We start from the raw sequence: 18,400 nt of genomic DNA, 5'->3' as shown, positions 1-18,400 counted from the left end.
GGACCATGGAGCCGTGGGACGTCACGGTTGTCGGGGGCGGGATCCTCGGCACGTCGTTCGCGTATTGGCTTGCGCATCGCTACGACGGCCGCATCGCGGTCCTCGAGAAAGAAGCGCAGGTCGCGCAGCATACGTCCCGGCGGAACACCGGCGTCGTGCATCGGCCGTTCTATCTCGACCCCGTCGGGCGCAAGGTGTTCGCGCGGTCCGCCCAAGTCGCCTACGGCATGTGGAAGGCGTACGCGGTCCAGCGCGGACTCCCATGGACGCCCATCGGGACGTTCGAGGTCGCGACGCGGGAGGAAGCGGTCCCGCGACTCGAGACGTACCGACAGTGGGGCGTCGCGAACGGGATGGGCGACGACGAGTTGGAGGTCCTCTCCCCTGCCGAGGTGCGGCGGCTCGAGCCGAACGTCCGTTCCCACGGCGCGATCTGGTCCAAGACCGACACCGGCGTGGACTACGCCGCGTTCACGCAGGCGATGCGCGACGAGGCCGAGCAGGCCGGCGCGCGATTCCTCCTCCAAGCCGAGGTCGATTCGATCGACGTCGCAGGGGACGTCCTGGAGGTGCGCCTCACCGACGTCGGGGGTAGCGGGACGTACGTGGACCCGCGCTCCCGGATCCGCGTGCGCGTCGGCCGGAGCTCCGAGCCGATCCGCACGCGCCTCCTGATCAACTGCGCCGGAGGCAACTCGATCGACATCGCGCACAAGCTCGGCGTCGGCCGAGAGTACGCGGACCTCCACTTCCGCGGAGAGTACTGGGAGGTCGACCCCGAATGGCACTCGCTCTCGAGCCGGAACATCTACGCGGTGCCGAGGCACCCGGAGCTCCCGTTCCTCGACCCGCACTGGATCGTCCGAGCGGACGGGCGACGGGAGATCGGCCCGAACGCGGTGCCCGTGCCCGGGCCCTACACGTACCGCGGCTGGATCGACGACCCGAAGGAGGCCGTCGCGAAACTCTTCGAACGGCCCTTCCGGAACAAGCTCCGCGCCATCGTGAACCCGGACTTCGTGACGCTCGCCTCGGAAGAGTGGGCGTCGTCCCTCTCGAAGCGCGTCATGGCGGAGCGGGTGCGGGAGTTCCTTCCGGCTCTGAAGGAGGAGTACCTGACGCGGCCCGGCACGGCGGGCGTTCGGGCGCAGGTCATCGACCGCCACGGGGCGTTCGTGAAGGAGGCGATCGAGATCACGGGCCCGCACTCGTACCACATCACGAACTACAACTCGCCCGGGGCGACGGGCGCGCCCGCGTACGCGGCGTGGACCGTCAACCGCCTCGCGCAGAGCGGCGTGCTCGATCATCTCAAGCCGAAGCCGCCGAAGGCCACGGGCCTCGGGGATTTCGATGCGATCTGCGCCGCGATCGAGGCACCAGTCGCCGCGTGACCCTCCCTGACGAAGCGCGTCCCGGGGCCCGGCCTCGCAAGTGTTCTCCGTAACGATTAAGAGAGGATGACCGCCTCCGAGCCGCTAGGACGATTGGCAGGAGGTGGGACCTTGCAACCGAGTCCGCACGAGGAACACGACCGACACCGGGTGTGCGACAACGTGGGACGCTCGGCGACCAACGGGCCTTATCCCCCTCGGCGTGGCGCAGATTCGATTCACCTCGGAAGATGATGGAGATGCCCGCCGACTACGCGAACCGCACCGGCCGCCGGATCGTCATCGCCGTGGGCATCGCACTCGCGTTGCTCTCAGCGGCCGTCGCCCAGCCGGGGCCTCTGTCGAGCGTTCGAGCGGAGCGGCAGTTCGTCTTCGGGGCAGCGGGGGATTTCGGATATCATGTCACGGATAGCGATCCCGAAACGCGGGAGGCATGGACCTCCATGGGGAACGGCGGGCTGGACTTCGTGCTCGCAGTCGGAGATTTCTCGTACGATGAGACGGACACAGGCACTTGGTGCTCCAACTTCAAATCCCATATTCCCAACGTCGTGGTCATCAGCGGGAACCACGACGCGAGCTCGATCGACGGGTTCGCGGCGGCCTGCCCCTTCACGTTGGGGCAGATGACGGGCGACTACGGGAAGCGGTTCTACTTCGACTATCCGCAGCCGAACCCGCTCGCCCGGTTCATCCTCATCTCGCCAGACATCTTCGGCTCGTACTCCGCCGGAGACGCGGATTACACATGGACAGCGGAGGCGATCGACGGCGCTCGGTCGGCCGGCATCCCGTGGGTCATCTTGGTCATGCACAAAGTCTGCATCACCACGGGATCGAAGTCGTGCCAGATTGGCCCGGACGTGCTCAATCTCTTCCTCGAGAAGCGGGTGGACCTCGTCCTCGCCGGGCACGACCACGACTACCAACGGAGCAAGTCGCTCGCCCATTCCGACTCGTGCCCGACGCTCTCCCCGGATTCCTTCAACGCGGCGTGCGTGGCGGCCTCCGGGCCGACGTACCCGAGCGGAAACGGGACCGTGCTCGTGATCCAGGGCACTGGGGGCCAGGGGACGGATTCCGTCAGCTCGAGCGACCCCGAGGCGGGATACTTCGATTCCTACACCGCGTGCTGCCACGGCTTCGTCAAGTACCAAGTCTCGGAGTCGGCCATCGAGGGCGTGTTCGTCAACGACGATGCGCCGGGTTTCACTGATTCGTTCTCGATCGGGCCGCGTGGCAGCTCCCCAGGCGGACCGGATGACGGCAACCCCGGCGGGGCCGATGGCGGCCTCCCTGGCGGCGCCGGTGGGAACAACTACCTCGTCCTCGGGTTGGCTCTCGTCGGCTCGATTGCATTCGTCGGGATCCTGGTCTACATCGTCCGGCGTTTCGCGAGACCGCCTCGTTGAAGGATCGTCGCGAACGTCCCTTCCACGGGCCGGGCAGAGGCTTCCCGACTGCCCGCGATCCTGGAAGCCGCGGGTGCTCCCATCCGCGAGCGGAAGGGTCGGAGGCGAGGCGGACCGCTGCGGTGCCTTCCAGGGCGATGCACCCGGTCCTTTTACGCAGCGGCTCGCCCGCGAGCACGCGGAGATCCTTGAGGCGGAGTGCCGTTTTGTAGGCCGGCACGGGTAGAGACGCTCGGGCCCTCGCGAGCGGTACCTAGTCCGACAGCCCCGGGACGCTCAGCTGGCCCCGAATCGCTCCGGCAGGGAAATCGGCGTTGTGGACGTTCACATAGTACTGATCCGGGAAGTCGATGATGTCCTGGAGCAACGCAGGGTCGTCCAACCCGATCCTGCAGCCGGTCGGAACGAAGGATCCTTCGACCGTGAACGGGAGCACGACGCCTCCCGCGACCCCCGCGGGGGCGTGGTGGATGTGATACGCGGTCGGGGTGGCGATCTCCGCCCAAGATACCGACCAGCACACGCGATCCAGGCCCACGTTCAGGGTGACCATCGCAAATCCGGTGCCATCGGGATCCGCAGAGCCCGTCTCCTCCGCCCCGCTCAGGGTTGTGGTCCTCGGAGCGCCGCCACCGGCCGCGGACACCCAGCCCGCAACCATGACGCTTATCAGCAACGCAGCCAAAATCGCATGAGACTTCATCTTCCTCCTCCTTCACGTGGCAAAGCATTCGGGAGCGTTAACTTTTCCCCAACTCCCACAGGTTTCGGAAACTGATAACGACGACCATTCATTTTCGGCGCAAGGCCTTCAAGCGCGTCCGGGCCCCCTCGGCCGTCACCCACGCCTTCTCGAAGATATCGAGGTGCGCCTTGACGAAGTCCGGGCTGTTCGTCCATAGGGCGGTCTCGGCCTCCCCGCGGATCGTCCGCTCGTCCTGGATCAGGAAGGCGAACATCGAATCGCGGTCCAGCAGGATGAACCGCCCCCGCTGGCGCTCCAGGTGGCGCAGGGGCACGCGCGCCGCGACGCGCGCCATCAGGGCGACGTTGCCTTCATCGATGTCCGCGATGAGCCGCGGCTTCGCGCCGCGCCGCATCGCCTCCACGAGAGCATCGTTGATTCCCGCCCGGTACGAGCGCTGCAAGCCCTTCGCGGTCGTGAAGGCGAGGACCTCTCGTTTCGCCGAGCCGATCAGCTGTCGCAAGGTGCGGTAGATTTGCGTGCGGCCCTTGATCACCTGCAGCCGCACGGAGGGGGTCTCGCCGGCCCGGCCGGAGATTCGGGGCCAGGCTTCTGCGATGCCCTTCCGGACCGCGTCGAGCCTCTCGAGCTCGGCCCGCTTCTCTTCCGCGATCATCTCGAAGACGTCGTTGATGGCCCGGGCCGCGTATCGCCGGGGGCGGTCGAGCGTGACCTCGACGAGCCCGCGCGACTCGAGGCTCTCCAGCGCCCGGTACGTCTGCACCCGGTTCACGCCGCTCGCCCGTGCAACCTCGCCCGCGGTCGTCGCGCCCGCGCGCGCCAGGTTCACGAACACGAGGGCCTCGTAGCGGCTCAGCCCAACCTGTTGGAGCGCATCCGTCGCGTCCGAGATCCTCATCGGCGATGGTATCCGGTCGAGCGTCTATTAACTACGGTGTAACGACGGCTGTTACAGTGTCGCGAGTCGTCCCTATCTGAGCGCCCGACGAGTGTCGCACGAACTGTTTCAACGACGGAAGGAAAATGCGCTCGTCCGGCACGGCGAAGACGTGGGGAGAAAGAAAAGAAAAAGGGTTGGAGGTTGCGGCTCAGCTCCGCGTCCCTATCGAGTGGACGCGAGGCTCCAGACGGCTCCGGCGAGGAGGAGCAGGCCTGCAAACAGGCCCACCTGCGTCGCCACGAGGACCACCAGCGCCAGTCCGGCGATGGCGGCCACGATGGAGCCGTTCTGCACGTTGTGCTTCGCCACGCCGTAGCCGATCATGCCCACGAGGCCGAAGATGACGAGGTAGGCCATCTCCGTCGTCGCCGGCACGATCGCGCCTGCGTTGGCCGCGGCGAAGACATAGGTCAGGATGCCCACGAGCAGCGCCACGATCGAACCAAGCACAACAGGCACTTGGTACGTCGGAGCGCGCGCGAGTTCGCGCCACGATTGGCCGAACCCGGTGGCTGACCGCGTGCGGGTCGCTTCCATGGTGCTTTCACCTCCTTGACTGCCATCGACGAATCGGGGGGCTTATCGCTATTGGGACAGTTTTCGAACGGCCGGTCTTGGGTGATAAGCGTGACGTGGCGCGGGCCCTGACAATCGCTTGAAGACCCCCTCGCTTTAGGCGGTACCTTCAAGAGGTCCCTTATAAGGAGACAATCCCCGACGGTACCCCCCGAAAGAGGGGAATCCGGCGCGCCGCACGACGCCGGTGTGTCGGGTCCGTACTCTCAATCGTGAGAATGCTCGTACCCCTCGTACGGCGTCGCGAGATAGGGGAACGAGGCGAGGAACGGCAGGTCCTCCTTCGTCCCGTCCATCAGCAAGGCCGCTGCACCGTCCGGGGTGAAGGCCTTGTCGATCAGAGGGTACGTGACGCCCGCGATCGCCCGCAACTCGACCGCCGTGATGTTGTCGAACACCCGACGTCCGTTCGGGAAGCCGTCGAGGTCGCCTCCGAGGAGCCCGAAACGTTTCGCGCTGTCCCCGGGCGGGTTGATGCCCGACGCGGTCGCGTCGTAGCTCGGTGCGAACGCGAGGTTCAGGCGCAGCTCATCGGCCTGGGCGGGCCCGTTCGAGTTCTGGAACCCTGGGATCACGCCCGGCGGGATCCCCGTCAGCAGGATCGCGATCAGGTCGGCGCGCGAGGCGCCCGACGCCGAGAGCGCCGCGAGGTTCGGGAAGACGCCCGGATAGAGGACCGGCAAGAGCGCCTGGAGCTGCGGATGCGCGTAGTCGTCGAGGAATTGGGCGTCCGTGGAGGGCGCCAGGCTGTTCCACAGGTCCTTCTCGCCCAGCTCGATGACGACCTCGTTGATCAGCGGTTCCCCGAGCCGGGACACCTGCACCCACGGGCCCGTCTGCACGATCTGGCCGTTCCTCTCCCGGACGCTCGCCTTCCGCCGGCTCGCGGCGGACCACACGCCGATGACGGATCGCGCGTCCGCGGGATCCGTCGGGTTGAATCCGCCGCGCGTGAGGTCCGTCTTCGGGACTTGGACCGCGATCGTGTGGACGTTGAACCCTTTCGTGCCGTTCACGCCGGGCGCGGCCGGGGTCGGGATGAGATGGAGGTTTTGGAACGGCCGGAGGGCGCCGAGGTCGAAGACCGAGCCGAGGTCGACGTAGAACCCCTCGCCCCGCTGACCGGCGAACGTCTTCACGCCTCCGCCGAGGTCCCGGATGGCGGCGCTCGCGAGGCCCTCGTAATTCGGCGTGGACCGCGGCCCGATCCGCACGGGCGGCGTCGGCAGGTCCGAGCCGAGCAGCGAGGCGGTCCCGGTCCGTCGCGGCCCAAGGACTTTCGTCACGGAATACAGCTGGCGGACGTTCCAATCCGCGTCCGTGAGGGAGTCGATCGGCCCCGTGTTGTACAGGAACGTATCCGGGTTCGTCGTCAGGGTCTTGAACCGGAACTGGTACGTGACGTCCTCGACGCCGTCGCCGTCGTTATCCGCCAGGATCTCATAGAGGACGTCGTCCCCGAACTGGAAAAAGTTCGGGCCCCCGGCGGGCTCCTCGAGCGGGATGAAGTTCGCGAGGATCGTCACCTTCGAAGGATCGGAGGGGTCGACGAACGCATACAGGTCCGTATTGTCCGCGACGGGATCCTTCGAAATCGTCGGCGCTTCGCGGTGAGAGGACATCGCCCCTCACCCCCTCGTGTACGTCGCGAGGCGCGAGACGAGCGCCGTGTCCTTCGCGACGAACTCCTTCGTGCCCCACATCACGACGACGGTCCCCGAGGACGCGTCCCTCACATAGGCCATGAGCGGCGCGGTCGGGTCCCCCGAGGGAAGGCCCGCTTGCGCGTTCTCCGTCATCGTCAGGAGCGTCGGCATGGCCGCCACCGCCGCAACGCCTGCCGCCCCCACGGCGCTCTTCTTCACGAAACTGCGTCGAGACATTCCCTTCTCGTCGTCTTCCATGGTGATCCCCTCCGTTCCTGGCGCGGAGGAGGAACCCGTCCCCCGCGCCTACGTGGGGGCGGACCGCGCGATCGGTATTTTGTCGTGTGTAACATCGGGTGTTACAGATGTACGCGGGGTCGATGAAGCGACCATCGATCGCGGCGACGGCCCTCGAAGAATCAGAGCCGCTGACCGCACTTGCTGCAGAAATCCGCGTCTTCCGTCTCCAGGTATCCGCAGTTGCGGCACTTCACACGGATTGCGTTGCTGCCCGTTGGGCTTGGACCAAAACCGGCCTGCCGCAACCCCTGTCCGATCGCGGTCACGGCGGTTTCGATGCCGGGACTCGCCTCGGTGGCGACGTACGTCGTCACCGGCCGGACGAGTCCGAACCGGAGGGCATATCCGCCAATGCCCATCAGGACCATGCCAATTCCAGAAAGGACGAACGATAAGAAGAACGAACCCAAGACGACGCCAGGAGCGGTCCCCCACGGATCCGAGGCGAATTGGTTGATGGCGAGCAGTACAGGCAAGATCGCCAGGAAGAAGAGAGCCAATCCGACCGCCAAGAGCGCGACGCCGAGCCGTCGCAACCGCGGGCCCGACAGCCCGAACAACGTGGCGCCCGGGGGCACTGGACCCGTTCCCCCCGCCATGTTCCCAGCCCCATCGAAGGCCGATCCTCCCATCAAAGTTTCCAGGGAAACCGATGACGAGTGTCGGGGCGGGGATTCGAACCCCGGACCTCCGGATGCCTCAGGAGCGCCGCGGTCGACGGAACGGCGAAACCCTATGAGTCCGACGCTCCACCAGGCTGAGCCACCCCGACGGCGCGCCGAAGACCCAGCGAAGCATAAAGGATGCGGGCTCCTGGCGGCGTTGTTCGTCTTGTGGATCTCGCGGAGGACTGCAGGCTGCCGTTGAACGGAAGTCACATGGATCAGCGGGCTGGCGCTATCCAACGCGGGGCCCAGAAGTCAGTCACGGAAAAATACATGAGACCCGGGTCGGTTACGCGGCTGGAGAGGGGAAGATGTATTGCCCAAACTGCGGTGCCTTCGCAGGAGAGAGAGACAAGTTCTGCGTCAAATGCGGTGCGCCGATGCTTTTGGCCAGCCCGGCAATTTCCGCCGCGCCAGCGGTTGCCGCCCCGACCGCGTGGCGGTCGCGGGCCCAGGGCGGCAGCGCACCCCCATCGCCCCAGCCCGCTCCGTTGTGGTCGCAGTCCCCTCTCGCGCAGACGATTTTCATGGGGCTAGGCAATCCCGCGATCGCCATGGGAGCGATCGTCTTCGTCGTCCTCGCGATCATCGCTGCGATCGTGGCGGGGGGACTCTCTTCGAATCAGGCCCACGATTGGGCCGCGGGGATCTACGCGCTCTCCGCCGTCCTCGTCATCCTCGCAGCGTTCCTCTTTTTCCTCGCGAAGCGAACGCCACCGGCCCCGCATTAGGCGGTCCCGGACCAAAGGGACCGACGTCATCCTACCATCGGCGGTGGGCCTCCGAATCCCGCGGACACCAAGGGCGCCATAGAGGCTGCTCGGAACTGCAACGACCGAACCGGAGACCATCAAAGAAGCTCGCGCGGCGGTGGAGAACGGAAATCCGCCGGCTCACCGGAGGGAGAGCGGCGCGCCGAGCCGGTCGCCCACTTCCCGCAGGAAGGAGCCATCGCGTCGCAGATCGGGCGCGAGGAAGAACAGGGCGCCGTACGCCCCTCGAGGGGACGTCACGACGACCCCGCGCGCCTCAAGGAGCCGCAGGTGGTGCTGGACGGTCTTGTAATGCATCGCGAGATCGCCGGCGACCTGGTTCGTGTTCCGCGGACCGTCCCACAGCGCCCGGACGATCTCGAACCGCGTCCGGCCGCCTTTCGTCCCGAGGAACAGGTACGTCCACATGCGATGTCTCGGAGAAGAAGTCAGGGACCGGCTCAGCAGGACGACAATCTGGACTCCGTCCGTCCGCGCTGCAGAGATTCCCATCACCCCGTGGGCTCGCGGTCCCGGAGACGACGACCGCGCGGCACAAGGCTCCCTCGCCGCGGGATGGGGCACACTATACGAGAAAAGCCATGCAAACGTATTCCCTCGAGAATGGGTCCCTACTCCGGCCGAGCGGGCGATCGCACTTAAGGGTCATTGGACGTTGGTCGAACGAGCCGCGGGTGGCGGGCGCGCGCGGGCCCCGGAACGGACAGACTACGCCGTCCCGGCGGCCTCGACCTCGTCATCGACGGGGCATACAACGTCGCCCCGGGACGAGCACGTCCACGGATCCGGTGAGCATCGGATTACCGGCGGCGCACGGATCGGTCGCCCGTCCGCGGATTCCATCGGGCACATGATCGCCCTAGGCACCCCGGACGAATCCGCGGGTGCCGTCCCCCGGGCCGGGCCCGCCCCAAGTGGAATCGAGGCCAATACGAGGCCCACAACGGCCACGGCCGCGAGGACCGCAATCTGCCATCCGCGCATTTCGGTTTACCTCGACCTCCCTTCCGTGTTGTGAGGCATGATAAGCACTGTCCGAGAAGCTTCCCACATCGACCCGAGATTCCCGCCTCCCGCGGAGCGCTCGCAGAGAGGGGCATGGGCAAAAGAAGAAAAAAGGGAAAGGAGCGGTGTCAGCCGCATGGGAAGAACCCGGCTATGGGTTCGGCTGCGGCCTGGCACCAGACGGGACCTCGGGGCACGCCGACGTCGAGGTGTTGCAATTGACACCTCCGCCTCCGCCGCCATTGCCGTTCGGCTGTGGGGTATTCCCGGCGGGGACCTCCGGCGTCGCGCTCGTCGATTGTCTCGTTGCGAGAGCCGCTGACGCGAAGACCATCGTGGCCAGGAGCGCAACGATCGCGCCGAGCGCCACAACCTTCGTAGCTTTCAGGTAGTCACCTCCTGGATTCCACGTGGATCGCATCCGTCATGCCCGTTTCCCGAAATCTCTCCGAAATCCCACCGAATCTCCCGCGGGTCCCGTGGCCGTACGTCGAACCGCGCGAATCTTCCCGAGCCCATTAAATAGGCCGAGAATCGTCGTTCCGGCGTGGACCCTGAATACGGGAAGCGGGACGCGCGTGCCGTCGAGGACCCGATCGCGGCAATCTTCGACCTCGCGGAGTCCGTCGACCGCGAGACGCCGACGATCCGCAAGACGCTCCGCTATGTCCGCGTGTTCGTGTCCCTCTGGCTCCTCCTCGACTTCTTCCTGATCATCGTGATCTCCGCCCTCACCGGCTTCCCAGGGGTCACGTTCCTCCTGTTCATCCCGATCACCGCGATCCTCCTGGGGATGCGCCGCGTCTCCGGCCGGAACGGGAGGCTCGCCCTCCTGGTGTTCGCGGGGATCTTCGGCGCGCTGCAGGTCGTCTCGATGGGCGGCCTCCTGTTCCTCGGGATCGTCCTCGTCGCCCTGTTCATCCTCGGCTTCCTCATCCTGGAGTTGATGCGGGACCTCCGCTCGTTCTTCGACTACTTCGCGCTGCGGCATCGCGTCATCCAGCGCGTGCGCCAGGCCGATCCCGTCGTGTACGTCCCGGAGGGGAAGGACGCGGTTCAGCGCATCCTCGCCTACCTAGGGGCGACGAGCGCCGACGTCCGCGGCATCTTGGCAATCCCCGGTTCCGTGGCCGTCCCCGCCTTGCTCACTGGGAAGACCGGCCTCACGTACTCGTTCGATGCGTACATCCGACAGCCGCCCTCCTCCATCTGGCGCATCCTGAACGTCGGGCAGCCGGGCTTCGCGGTGTTCATGAAAGCGTTCGATCGCCCGCCGGCGCTCGCGGACCTGCAGTCCCTGAAGGTCGCCGTCGAAGACGTGGCCGTCTCGACCCGAATTCCTCCCGCTCGGATCCTCGTCCTCTGGCGCGCGAAGAAAGACGAGAGCGTCACGAGCGACGTATATGAATTCTTGACCAGAGAGGCCGCACGCGTGCGGATCCGTGGCGCTACGTTCGCCTGTTCCATCGAGCTCGCGGTGGAGCGCGAGGACGGCACATACGACTTCATCCCCGTCGTCGTCGAGCCCGCGATGCTCACGGCCGGCCGGCCTTCCCTCGCCTGAGGTCTCGGTGCGCACGGCTGAGACTTCGTGATTCGACCCGTCCGAATGTGCTCCAACCGCACCGCCCTGAATCGGTGGGGATATTACCGAGAATGAGAATATCACATTTGAGAATCGAGCGGAGCTACCCCGAATGGCCAAGAAGCCTATCGAAGTCGAGTCGTGGACCGCCGAGAGCCTCACGGCCGAGGCCTCCCGCCACGGTAAGACCGCGTACGCGTTCGGGACCGAACTCCTGGAGGCCGCCCTCCGCTTGTGCTCCGAAGGCGGTACCCCGGCGGAGATCTTGCCGGCATGGAAGACGATGCGGCTGTCGAAAGACGTCGGCGGAATGCCGCTCCTCCCCCGGTCCCTCATCGGGAAGATGGTCGATCGACTCTACGCGACGGACCCGGAATGGCTCGAGCGCGAGTGGTTCCAGGGCGGGAAGCAGCTGGGCGACGTCCTCCGAGTGAAGTATCCGACGATTGAGGATTTGCAGATCGGGGCCGAGAAGCTCATGCCGCTCGTCGCGGAGCGGGTGATCGACGTGCGGCGGGTGACGAGCGAAGACGAAGGCCCCTCGAGGATCCGCGTCCGCGTGGAGACGGACCTGACGCTCGGGACGTCCGCGGTCGGGGAAAAGTTCCTCGCGGGCATGCTGGCCGCGTATCCGTTCCAGGCGACGGAGGTCCACCTCGCCGAAGGAGCGATCGAGGTCATCGGCGTTTACCAGGGTCGGCATGCCCTGAGGCCGCGATCCGAAGCGGAACAGACGCTCGCGCAGCCCCCCGAGGGCGGGGCCCACCAAGCCTAGTCGCGGAGCCAGAACGGCGCTCTCGTGAAGCGATAGTGGTCCCGGATCTGCTCGTCGTAGATCTTCCGGTAGAACTCGTTGTAGCGGCGGATGTGGAGCACTCCGTCCCGCGTGATGCGGATCCGGTACCGCCCGTCGACGACCTCCACGGTGACGTGGCCCTCCTTCTGCAGCGCCTCGATCACCCGGTCCGTCATGAAATGGTTCGACTTGATCTCCCGCTTCACCTGCTCCTTCGAGAGGCCTTCCTGCCGGGGCAGCACGACGTCCAGTTTCATCTCGAGGCCGTCCTGGTACAAGTCGATCCCCATGTCCGCCACGAGCCGGTTGAGGACGAAGCATCCGTAGATGACGAGGTCCTTGTACGGCCGGGAGGGCATGGAGCGGCGCGCCGATGATGAGGCCGCTACTTAATGCGTCCTCCGGCGGCCCGCGCGGACCGTTCGCCTCCGTCGGCCGCGGCGGCGACCGCGCCGCCCTCTGGGTCCGCCGCCAGGAGCGCTTCCTCGACCTCCTCCGCTTCGATCGGGGCCTGCGCAGGTCCCTGCCACGCCGCCGGGATCCCGGCCCACGCCGTGGCGGCGGGAAGCGTCTCGCCCTTCATCACGAGGGAGAGCGCGTCGAGTCGCGAGCCGTCCTCCATGAACGAGTCGTACAAGACGACGGACGCCGCCCCGACGGTGCAGCCGTTCCCGATCCGGAGGCGGGACGCTTTCAGGACGCGGTCTTCGAACAGGTGCGTTTGCACGATGCAATCCTCCTCGAGCGCCGCTCCGTCGCCGATCTCCACGAGATCCCATTCGAGGAATCCCGTCGTGTCGAGGAACACGCGCCGTCCGATGCGCGCACCGAGCAGACGGAGGTACGCCGGCAGGAACGGGGTCCCCGCGAAGGCCTCGAGGCCGATTGGCACCGCGAAGAACTCGTACATCGCGTTCACAAACTCGAGCCTCCAGACGAGGTTGCTCCACAGCGGCCGGACGAACGGTTTGTACCGCCCGATCGCGATCCACTTCGCGAGGGCGACCGCGAAGATCGCGACAAGGCACGTGACCAGGTAGAGCGCGGGCAGGAGGGCGAGCGTCAGGAGAAGTCCGAGGCGGACGAAGCCCTCGAGTGCGAATGCGGTGACGAACGATGCGACGAGGAAGAACCCCGCGGACGGCCCGGTGAGTCGAAGGATCTCAAAGAGGCCGCGGGCGAACCGGAGCCGCCGCGGCGGACTGTACGTCCGGTGGTCCGTGAACGGGGTGCTCGGCTGCCGCCGCGGCAGGGAAATCGGAGGCGAGCCGAGCCACGCGGCGCCGGGCCGCTCGGCCTCAGGCCCTTCGGAGGGAGCGATCGACAGGACCCCGACGAGGGAGTCGTCCCCGAGGTTCGCCCCCGACGGGACGACGCCACTGTTGCCAATGAAACAGCGACGGCCGAGCCGCGTGTGTCCGAGCGTGACCCACCCGCCTTCGACGCGAGGCGCGCCGAGCGAACTCTCGTCGGCGATCGTGCTGCCGTCCTCGAGTTCGAGGAGGTCGGGCGTCATCGCGGCCGCCGTCGACAGCTCGACGTTCTTGCCGATCTTCGCCCCGAGCGCGCGGTACCACGTCCCGACGTACAGGGTCGCGTAGATCTGGCCGACGAACTCGAGGCTCTGTTTGAGCAATTGGTCGACGAACCAATGCCGCACGGCGAATCCGCTGTACACGGAGTACTTCCCGGGCCGGACCCGGCCCAGGAGCGCCCACTTCACGAAGACCATGAGCGTCAGAGCAAGCGCGAGGAACAATCCGGCAGCGACCGGCGTCGCGAGGAGGTACGGGATCGGGTCGATCAGGAGCCGGTCGGGCGCCAGCAGGAGCATCGAGGGCAGCACTGCGAAGAAGAGCACGACCCGGAAGAGAGGGTTGAGCACGGCGTACAGCGTGGACAGGCCGGCCCGGCGGGCCCGGCTCGGGCGGGGCGGCGGGGCGACCGGCGCGTGCGGTCCCCGCATCTTCCTCGCGGGGGAGCCGCCCCACGTCTCGCCGCGCGGGACCCGCGCCGCGCGGGGCATCATCGACAGTTCCTCGAGCCGCGCGCCGTCCTCCATCACGGCGCCCTCGCCGAGGACGGACCACGTGCCGACGAAACAGTCGCGGCCCACGGTGACGGGCCCGATCACGAGCTCCCCGTCCTCGATGGAGTGGCCTTCGGCGCTCACGAGTTCATTGATGCTCGAACCGTCGCCGATCGAGATGAGATCGTACGCGCCGAGTCGGTCCGTCCCGAGGAAGACGTCTTTCCCGATCTTCGCCCCGAGCAACCGGTAGACGGCCGCCAGGAGCGGCGTGCCGGTGAGTCGCCGGAGCGGCAACGCGCCGACGATCGAGTGGGTGAACCACCAACGCAAGTAGTACGAGCCCCAGAGCGGGTAGCTGCCCGGGCGCACGCGGCCGAGCACGATCCACTTCGTTGCGACCGCGATCCCGAGCAGCGCAGGGAACGTCAAGGCGATGCTGACGATCGCCCACGCGGTGGAGACGAGCAGCGAGCTGCCGGCCTCGAAGAAGTAGAAGAAGACGATGTACGGCGTAACCCATGCGATGCACCGGGTCGCGAAAATGGGGATGAGGCTGAGCCCTTGGACGATCGCGGCGCCGATGTGCCGTCGGCGCTCCCCCTGGCGGTGCCCCTCCCGCGCGGGGTGCGGCGACGCGGCCGGGCGCACCCGTTTCGGGCCTGGCTCCTCGGCTGCCAGGGCGGCCGAGAGCTTCGCGATCGTCGGGTGCTCGTACACGTCGCCGACAGAGACGCGCGCGAACCGCGCGTCCTTCCGAAGCTCGGAGACCATCTGCGCGGCCAAGAGCGAGTGGCCGCCGAGGTCGAGGAAGAAGTCGTCGTCCAACGACACGTCCTGGAGATGGAAGAGGCCCTCCCAGACCTCCTTGACCCGCCGCTCCGTCGCGTTCCGAGTACGCCGTCCTTTCGCCTCGCGGACGCCTTCTCGCCCGCGCGGCGCCGGCAGGGCGCGACGGTCCAACTTCCCGCTCGGGAGGATGGGAAGCTTAGCGATCGGTTCGATCAACGCGGGGACCATGTAAGCGGGCAGCCGGCTCCGCAGGTGGGAGAGGAGCCGCTCCTCGTCCACCGGACCTCCGTTGTTCGGGACCACGTACCCGACGAGTTGCTGCCGACCCGGACCGTCCTCGAGGACCGCGCACGCCGCCGCCTGGACGCCGTCCGCCTGCATCATCACCGCTTCGATCTCGGGCAGCTCGACGCGGAAACCGCGGAGCTTGACCTGCGCGTCGCCGCGGCCGAGGAACTCGATGTCGTCGTTCTCATCGAGTCGACCGAGGTCCCCGGTCCGGTAGAGCCGGGCGTCCGGCTCGTCCGGCGGCGCGAACGGATCGGAAACGAAACGCGCTGCGGTCTGCTCCGGCAGTCCAACGTACCCACGGGCGACGCCGGGACCTCCGATGCAAATCTCCCCGACCTCGCTGTGCGGGACCGCATGCAGCTGCTCGTCAAGGAGGTGGACGCGGTATCCCGGTGCGGGCTTCCCGATCGTGACCTTTTTGCCGGGAGCCAGTTCCGCGTACGTCGCGATGACCGTGGTCTCCGTCGGGCCGTACGTGTTGATGACCTTCCGGCCGGGCCGCGCCCAGCGGCCGACGAGTTCCAGCGGGAACGCCTCGCCGCCCGAAATCAGGAGGCGCACCGTCGGCACGTCGGACGGGAGGACGGAGAGGAGCGACGGGACCGTCGAGAAGATCGTCACGCCGGCGCGGGCGAGGAGTTCCGGGAGGTCCGGCCCGGCGCGGACCATCTCGGGCGTCGCGGCGACGAGCATCGCGCCGACGTTGAACGCGAGCCACATCTCCTCGACGGACAGGTCGAAGGAGAGGGAGGCGCCCTGGTACACGCGGTCGTCCGGCCGGACCCGGTAGATGCGCGCTTCCGCGCCGACGAGATGGCAGACGTTCCGATGTTCGACCATCACGCCTTTCGGCCGGCCCGTCGACCCCGACGTGTAGATGATGTAGCACAGGTCCCGTGGGCCCACCCGGGCCTCGCGCGCGACGCGGGTCGGGCGCTCCGCCGCGATCGAATCGCGGTCCGCGTCGATGCGGACGATCGGACCGCCGAACGGCACGTGGCGCCCGAGTTCCTCCGTCGTCACGAGCACCTTCGCGTCCGAATCGCGGAGGATGTACGCGACGCGGTCCGCCGGGTACGAGGGATCGATCGGGACGTACGCCGCGCCCGCCTTCAGGGTCCCGAGGATCGCGACGTACGCGTCCAGGGACCGCGGGAGCAGGAGCGCGACGATGGACGCGTGCCCGGCGCCTTTCCCGCGGAGGTGCCGAGCGAACCGATTCGCGCGGGCCTCCAGGTCCGCGTACGTCAGCTGATCCGTGCCGAAGACGACCGCCACCGCGTTCGGGTTCGCATCGACCTGCCGCTCGAAGATGCCGTGCAGGACGTCGGCGCGCGATGCGTGGAGCAGGACGAGGGATCGCCGCACCCCGACGGCACCGGCGAGGAGCCCGACGAGGACGACGACGATTACGGCGAGAGAGCCGTTGGGGATCGCGACGAACGGGTTTCCACGGGACGGGCCGGCCGCCGTGAGGCAGGCGACCGTGAACGTCCCCGTGGCCACCGTGCCGAGGTCCGTCGGCACGGTCTGCCGCACGACGACCGTGTACACGCCTCCCGTGTCCGTCGCGACGGTCCCGCTCGCCGGGAGGAACGCGACACTCGGGTACGCGAGGGACACGTCTCCGCTGCCCCGACTGTCGGCCGGAATCACGGCGGTGGCGACCGCCATCCCGGCCCCGCCGGGTTTCTCGACCGTAACCTGGACCGTGTACTCGAGGTTCGGACGGCCGTCGTCGACACGGATCGTGACGTTCGCTGCGGTGCCGCAATCGAGCTCCTGGTTCGGGCTGACCGCGACGCCGAAGCGCGGAAGGGCGGCCGTCGGCGCCGCGACCATCGGGGCGAGCAAAGACGCGGCGAAGACGACCGCGAGTAGGGAGAGCGCGAGTCCGCTTCGATAGGGCGTGGGCTTGGGCTGCATCGCTCCTCACACGAACCAAACCGCCCGCTCGTCGTGATCCTCGGATGCGGTTCAGAATCTTGGCGGGGCCGGCCTTCATAACCTTTGTGTGACGCCCGTCGAACGGTTCCTCCCCCCTCGGTCGACGAAATCACTCCTGATAACTTCGTTCGGCGGGACGGACGGCGAGGTGGGCCGCTCGGCCCTATATGAAGCCATCGGGAAGACTCTTCCGGGCCTTGATAAGCCATCCCGCCCGCGTACGCATCGGTAAAGGTGGCAATCCCGATGCAAGCTTATTGCGTCTCGAAACGCCCGCCACGCGCCCTCCTCGTCGTGCTGGCGGCTGCGCTTGGAGTGGTCGCGGTGAGCGCCGTCGTCCTCCCGAGTCTGGGCGGTGGCCTCGCGCGCGACGGAACGTACCTGCGCCTCCTGGGCTATCGGCCCTCGAATAGCGGCGCAACCCTCACCGCGCTCGGCGCGGAGGATGCGAGCCAAGGCCGCGGGATCCTGTCGGCCTCGACCGCTCCGGCTGCGACGCCGGCTCCGCCCGCCGCGTACGTCGCGTCGACGGAACCTTCCGGCGCGCCCGCCGATTCGACGGCCGCGCCGGCCAGCGAGTCGGAACGGAACCCGGACCCCGTCGGGACAGACGTGCCCGCACTCCGTGAACTGAACGAGACGCGGGACGACTTGAACAACGATTCGCTCGACTCCCTCGGTTTCGGCGTGGTGCCGCACGACGCGGACGCCGTGCGCGGCGCGCCGGACCTCGAGCAGTTCGTCGCCCCGAAGGCAGGGGACGATGGCTGCTCGTGGACCCGAGAGATCACCGCGACCGACGGGAACCACGATGGAAACCCGGAGTACGTCCACGTCCGCATGCTCGGCACGTGCGTCCTCGATGAGGACCACGACGGGAGGGCCGAGGCGGGCCTGATGGTCGCCCGGGACTTCCAAGTGTGGGACAACGACTCGAACGGGAAGTTCAACGCGATCGAGGGCCGACAAGGCGTCGAGGCGTTCGCCGATCCGGACGAGAACGGCGTATACGAGTACACGGCGCAGGCGCTGTGGACCTTGAGCGTGAAGGACGCGGACGAGGACCAGAAGCCGGAGAGCCTCATGGCGACGTTCGCGGGCGAGCAGCGCTTCGACCGGAACGAGTCGGGCAACGCGGAGTTCGTGCGCACGGTCTCCGGAGATTTCTGCATGACGGACGCCGCGAGCGACGGCACGCAGGACGCCGTGGACCTCGAAATCCACGTCTTCCAGACGTACGACATCGGCGACGACGGCACCGCGGAGTACCGCGGGGCGCTCGACCTCGCCGCGAGCACGCGCGACGCGGACAGCGACGGCCACAACGAGAGCGCATCCGTCGGTGTGAGCGCGTACGAGGCGCTCGACCGCAACATGGATGGCTACGATGAGCTGGCCCACGGACTCGAGCTCTCGTTCGCCCGCACGGACGCGAACTCGAACGGCTTCGCGGAGGAAGTCGACGGCCGCATCTACGTGTACGGCCGCGCGGACCTCAACTCCGACGGCGTGATCGAGGTGCGGAAGGCGCTCGAGATCACGG

15 protein-coding genes and 1 tRNA gene are annotated in these 18,400 nt (G+C 67.4%); 6 read left to right on the top strand and 10 right to left on the bottom strand.

Translation table 11 applies throughout. From position 1 onward, the window contains the following. The first annotated feature begins 5 nt into the window (after positions 1-5). Together VF992_01740 and VF992_01735 are read left to right on the top strand one after the other, a co-directional pair. Positions 6-1,394 carry an FAD-dependent oxidoreductase gene (locus tag VF992_01740; GenBank protein HEX9339881.1) on the top strand — a complete coding sequence of 463 codons (1,389 nt, stop codon included), beginning with the start codon at positions 6-8 and terminating at the stop codon, positions 1,392-1,394. A gap of 239 nt (positions 1,395-1,633) precedes the next feature. Continuing rightward, complete coding sequence (locus VF992_01735) at positions 1,634-2,806, top strand: metallophosphoesterase (GenBank protein HEX9339880.1); 1,173 nt, start codon at positions 1,634-1,636, stop codon at positions 2,804-2,806. Between the two features lie 253 nt (positions 2,807-3,059). On the opposite strand, the gene VF992_01730 is transcribed toward VF992_01735, so the two are convergent. The 7 genes from VF992_01730 to VF992_01700 all read right to left on the bottom strand — a co-directional run bounded on the left by VF992_01730 (position 3,060) and on the right by VF992_01700 (position 7,746). After that, a complete protein-coding gene (locus VF992_01730) occupies positions 3,060-3,467 on the bottom strand; it encodes a CHRD domain-containing protein (protein HEX9339879.1) in 408 nt (135 codons plus the stop codon). 130 nt (positions 3,468-3,597) lie between these two features. Further along, positions 3,598-4,410, bottom strand: coding sequence for a helix-turn-helix domain-containing protein (locus VF992_01725; GenBank protein ID HEX9339878.1), 813 nt, complete (start codon positions 4,408-4,410; stop codon positions 3,598-3,600). A gap of 204 nt (positions 4,411-4,614) precedes the next feature. Continuing rightward, complete coding sequence (locus VF992_01720; protein ID HEX9339877.1) at positions 4,615-4,989, bottom strand: hypothetical protein; 375 nt, start codon at positions 4,987-4,989, stop codon at positions 4,615-4,617. 245 nt (positions 4,990-5,234) lie between these two features. Beyond that, positions 5,235-6,650: a DUF4331 domain-containing protein gene (locus VF992_01715; GenBank protein HEX9339876.1), complete on the bottom strand. Its 1,416-nt coding sequence runs from the start codon at positions 6,648-6,650 to the stop codon at positions 5,235-5,237. 6 nt (positions 6,651-6,656) lie between these two features. After that, the gene (locus tag VF992_01710) at positions 6,657-6,932 is read right to left on the bottom strand and encodes a twin-arginine translocation signal domain-containing protein (protein ID HEX9339875.1); all 276 of its coding nucleotides are present in this window, start codon (positions 6,930-6,932) and stop codon (positions 6,657-6,659) included. A 161-nt stretch (positions 6,933-7,093) separates the two neighbouring features. Beyond that, complete coding sequence (locus VF992_01705; GenBank protein HEX9339874.1) at positions 7,094-7,573, bottom strand: zinc ribbon domain-containing protein; 480 nt, start codon at positions 7,571-7,573, stop codon at positions 7,094-7,096. A 61-nt stretch (positions 7,574-7,634) separates the two neighbouring features. Further along, positions 7,635-7,746: transfer RNA gene (locus tag VF992_01700), tRNA-Met, on the bottom strand. Between the two features lie 447 nt (positions 7,747-8,193). On the opposite strand from VF992_01700, the gene VF992_01695 reads away from it, so the two are divergent. Continuing rightward, a complete protein-coding gene (locus VF992_01695; GenBank protein ID HEX9339873.1) occupies positions 8,194-8,370 on the top strand; it encodes a hypothetical protein in 177 nt (58 codons plus the stop codon). A gap of 162 nt (positions 8,371-8,532) precedes the next feature. On the opposite strand, the gene VF992_01690 is transcribed toward VF992_01695, so the two are convergent. Then, a complete protein-coding gene (locus tag VF992_01690) occupies positions 8,533-8,904 on the bottom strand; it encodes a winged helix-turn-helix domain-containing protein (protein ID HEX9339872.1) in 372 nt (123 codons plus the stop codon). 1,060 nt (positions 8,905-9,964) lie between these two features. On the opposite strand from VF992_01690, the gene VF992_01685 reads away from it, so the two are divergent. After that, entirely contained in the window at positions 9,965-10,981 is a 1,017-nt protein-coding gene (locus tag VF992_01685) for a hypothetical protein (GenBank protein ID HEX9339871.1), read from the top strand. A gap of 133 nt (positions 10,982-11,114) precedes the next feature. Further along, on the top strand, positions 11,115-11,777 hold the full coding sequence (locus tag VF992_01680; protein ID HEX9339870.1) for a hypothetical protein: 663 nt from the start codon (positions 11,115-11,117) through the stop codon (positions 11,775-11,777). Here the strand turns inward: VF992_01680 and VF992_01675 are convergent. Both VF992_01675 and VF992_01670 read right to left on the bottom strand, forming a co-directional pair. Beyond that, positions 11,774-12,157 (bottom strand): hypothetical protein, encoded by a 384-nt coding sequence (locus tag VF992_01675; GenBank protein ID HEX9339869.1) that lies wholly within the window; start codon positions 12,155-12,157, stop codon positions 11,774-11,776. The genes VF992_01680 and VF992_01675 overlap by 4 nt on opposite strands. Positions 12,158-12,183: 26 nt before the next feature. After that, positions 12,184-16,836, bottom strand: coding sequence for a Pls/PosA family non-ribosomal peptide synthetase (locus VF992_01670; protein ID HEX9339868.1), 4,653 nt, complete (start codon positions 16,834-16,836; stop codon positions 12,184-12,186). 255 nt (positions 16,837-17,091) lie between these two features. Between VF992_01670 and VF992_01665 the strand changes: the two genes are divergently transcribed. Then, positions 17,092-18,400 (top strand): hypothetical protein (locus VF992_01665; protein ID HEX9339867.1); only part of this gene is annotated, 1,309 nt, incomplete at its 3' end.

Source organism: Thermoplasmata archaeon (genome assembly GCA_036395115.1).
Lineage (GTDB): Archaea > Thermoplasmatota > Thermoplasmata > RBG-16-68-12 > RBG-16-68-12 > RBG-16-68-12.
This window is presented reverse-complemented; position numbering and strand designations above follow the sequence as displayed.

Bases quoted from the DNA above. Each gene is read 5' to 3' on its own strand.
- VF992_01690 (HEX9339872.1), bottom strand. From the start codon at position 8,904: ATGGGAATCTCTGCAGCGCGGACGGACGGAGTCCAGATTGTCGTCCTG.
- VF992_01705 (HEX9339874.1), bottom strand. From the start codon at position 7,573: ATGGCGGGGGGAACGGGTCCAGTGCCCCCGGGCGCCACGTTGTTCGGG.
- VF992_01695 (HEX9339873.1), top strand. From the start codon at position 8,194: ATGGGAGCGATCGTCTTCGTCGTCCTCGCGATCATCGCTGCGATCGTG.
- VF992_01740 (HEX9339881.1), top strand. From the start codon at position 6: ATGGAGCCGTGGGACGTCACGGTTGTCGGGGGCGGGATCCTCGGCACG.
- VF992_01725 (HEX9339878.1), bottom strand. From the start codon at position 4,410: ATGAGGATCTCGGACGCGACGGATGCGCTCCAACAGGTTGGGCTGAGC.
- VF992_01715 (HEX9339876.1), bottom strand. From the start codon at position 6,650: ATGTCCTCTCACCGCGAAGCGCCGACGATTTCGAAGGATCCCGTCGCG.
- VF992_01730 (HEX9339879.1), bottom strand. From the start codon at position 3,467: ATGGTTGCGGGCTGGGTGTCCGCGGCCGGTGGCGGCGCTCCGAGGACC.
- VF992_01680 (HEX9339870.1), top strand. From the start codon at position 11,115: ATGGCCAAGAAGCCTATCGAAGTCGAGTCGTGGACCGCCGAGAGCCTC.
- VF992_01720 (HEX9339877.1), bottom strand. From the start codon at position 4,989: ATGGAAGCGACCCGCACGCGGTCAGCCACCGGGTTCGGCCAATCGTGG.
- VF992_01675 (HEX9339869.1), bottom strand. From the start codon at position 12,157: ATGCCCTCCCGGCCGTACAAGGACCTCGTCATCTACGGATGCTTCGTC.
- VF992_01670 (HEX9339868.1), bottom strand. From the start codon at position 16,836: ATGCAGCCCAAGCCCACGCCCTATCGAAGCGGACTCGCGCTCTCCCTA.
- VF992_01735 (HEX9339880.1), top strand. From the start codon at position 1,634: ATGCCCGCCGACTACGCGAACCGCACCGGCCGCCGGATCGTCATCGCC.
- VF992_01710 (HEX9339875.1), bottom strand. From the start codon at position 6,932: ATGGAAGACGACGAGAAGGGAATGTCTCGACGCAGTTTCGTGAAGAAG.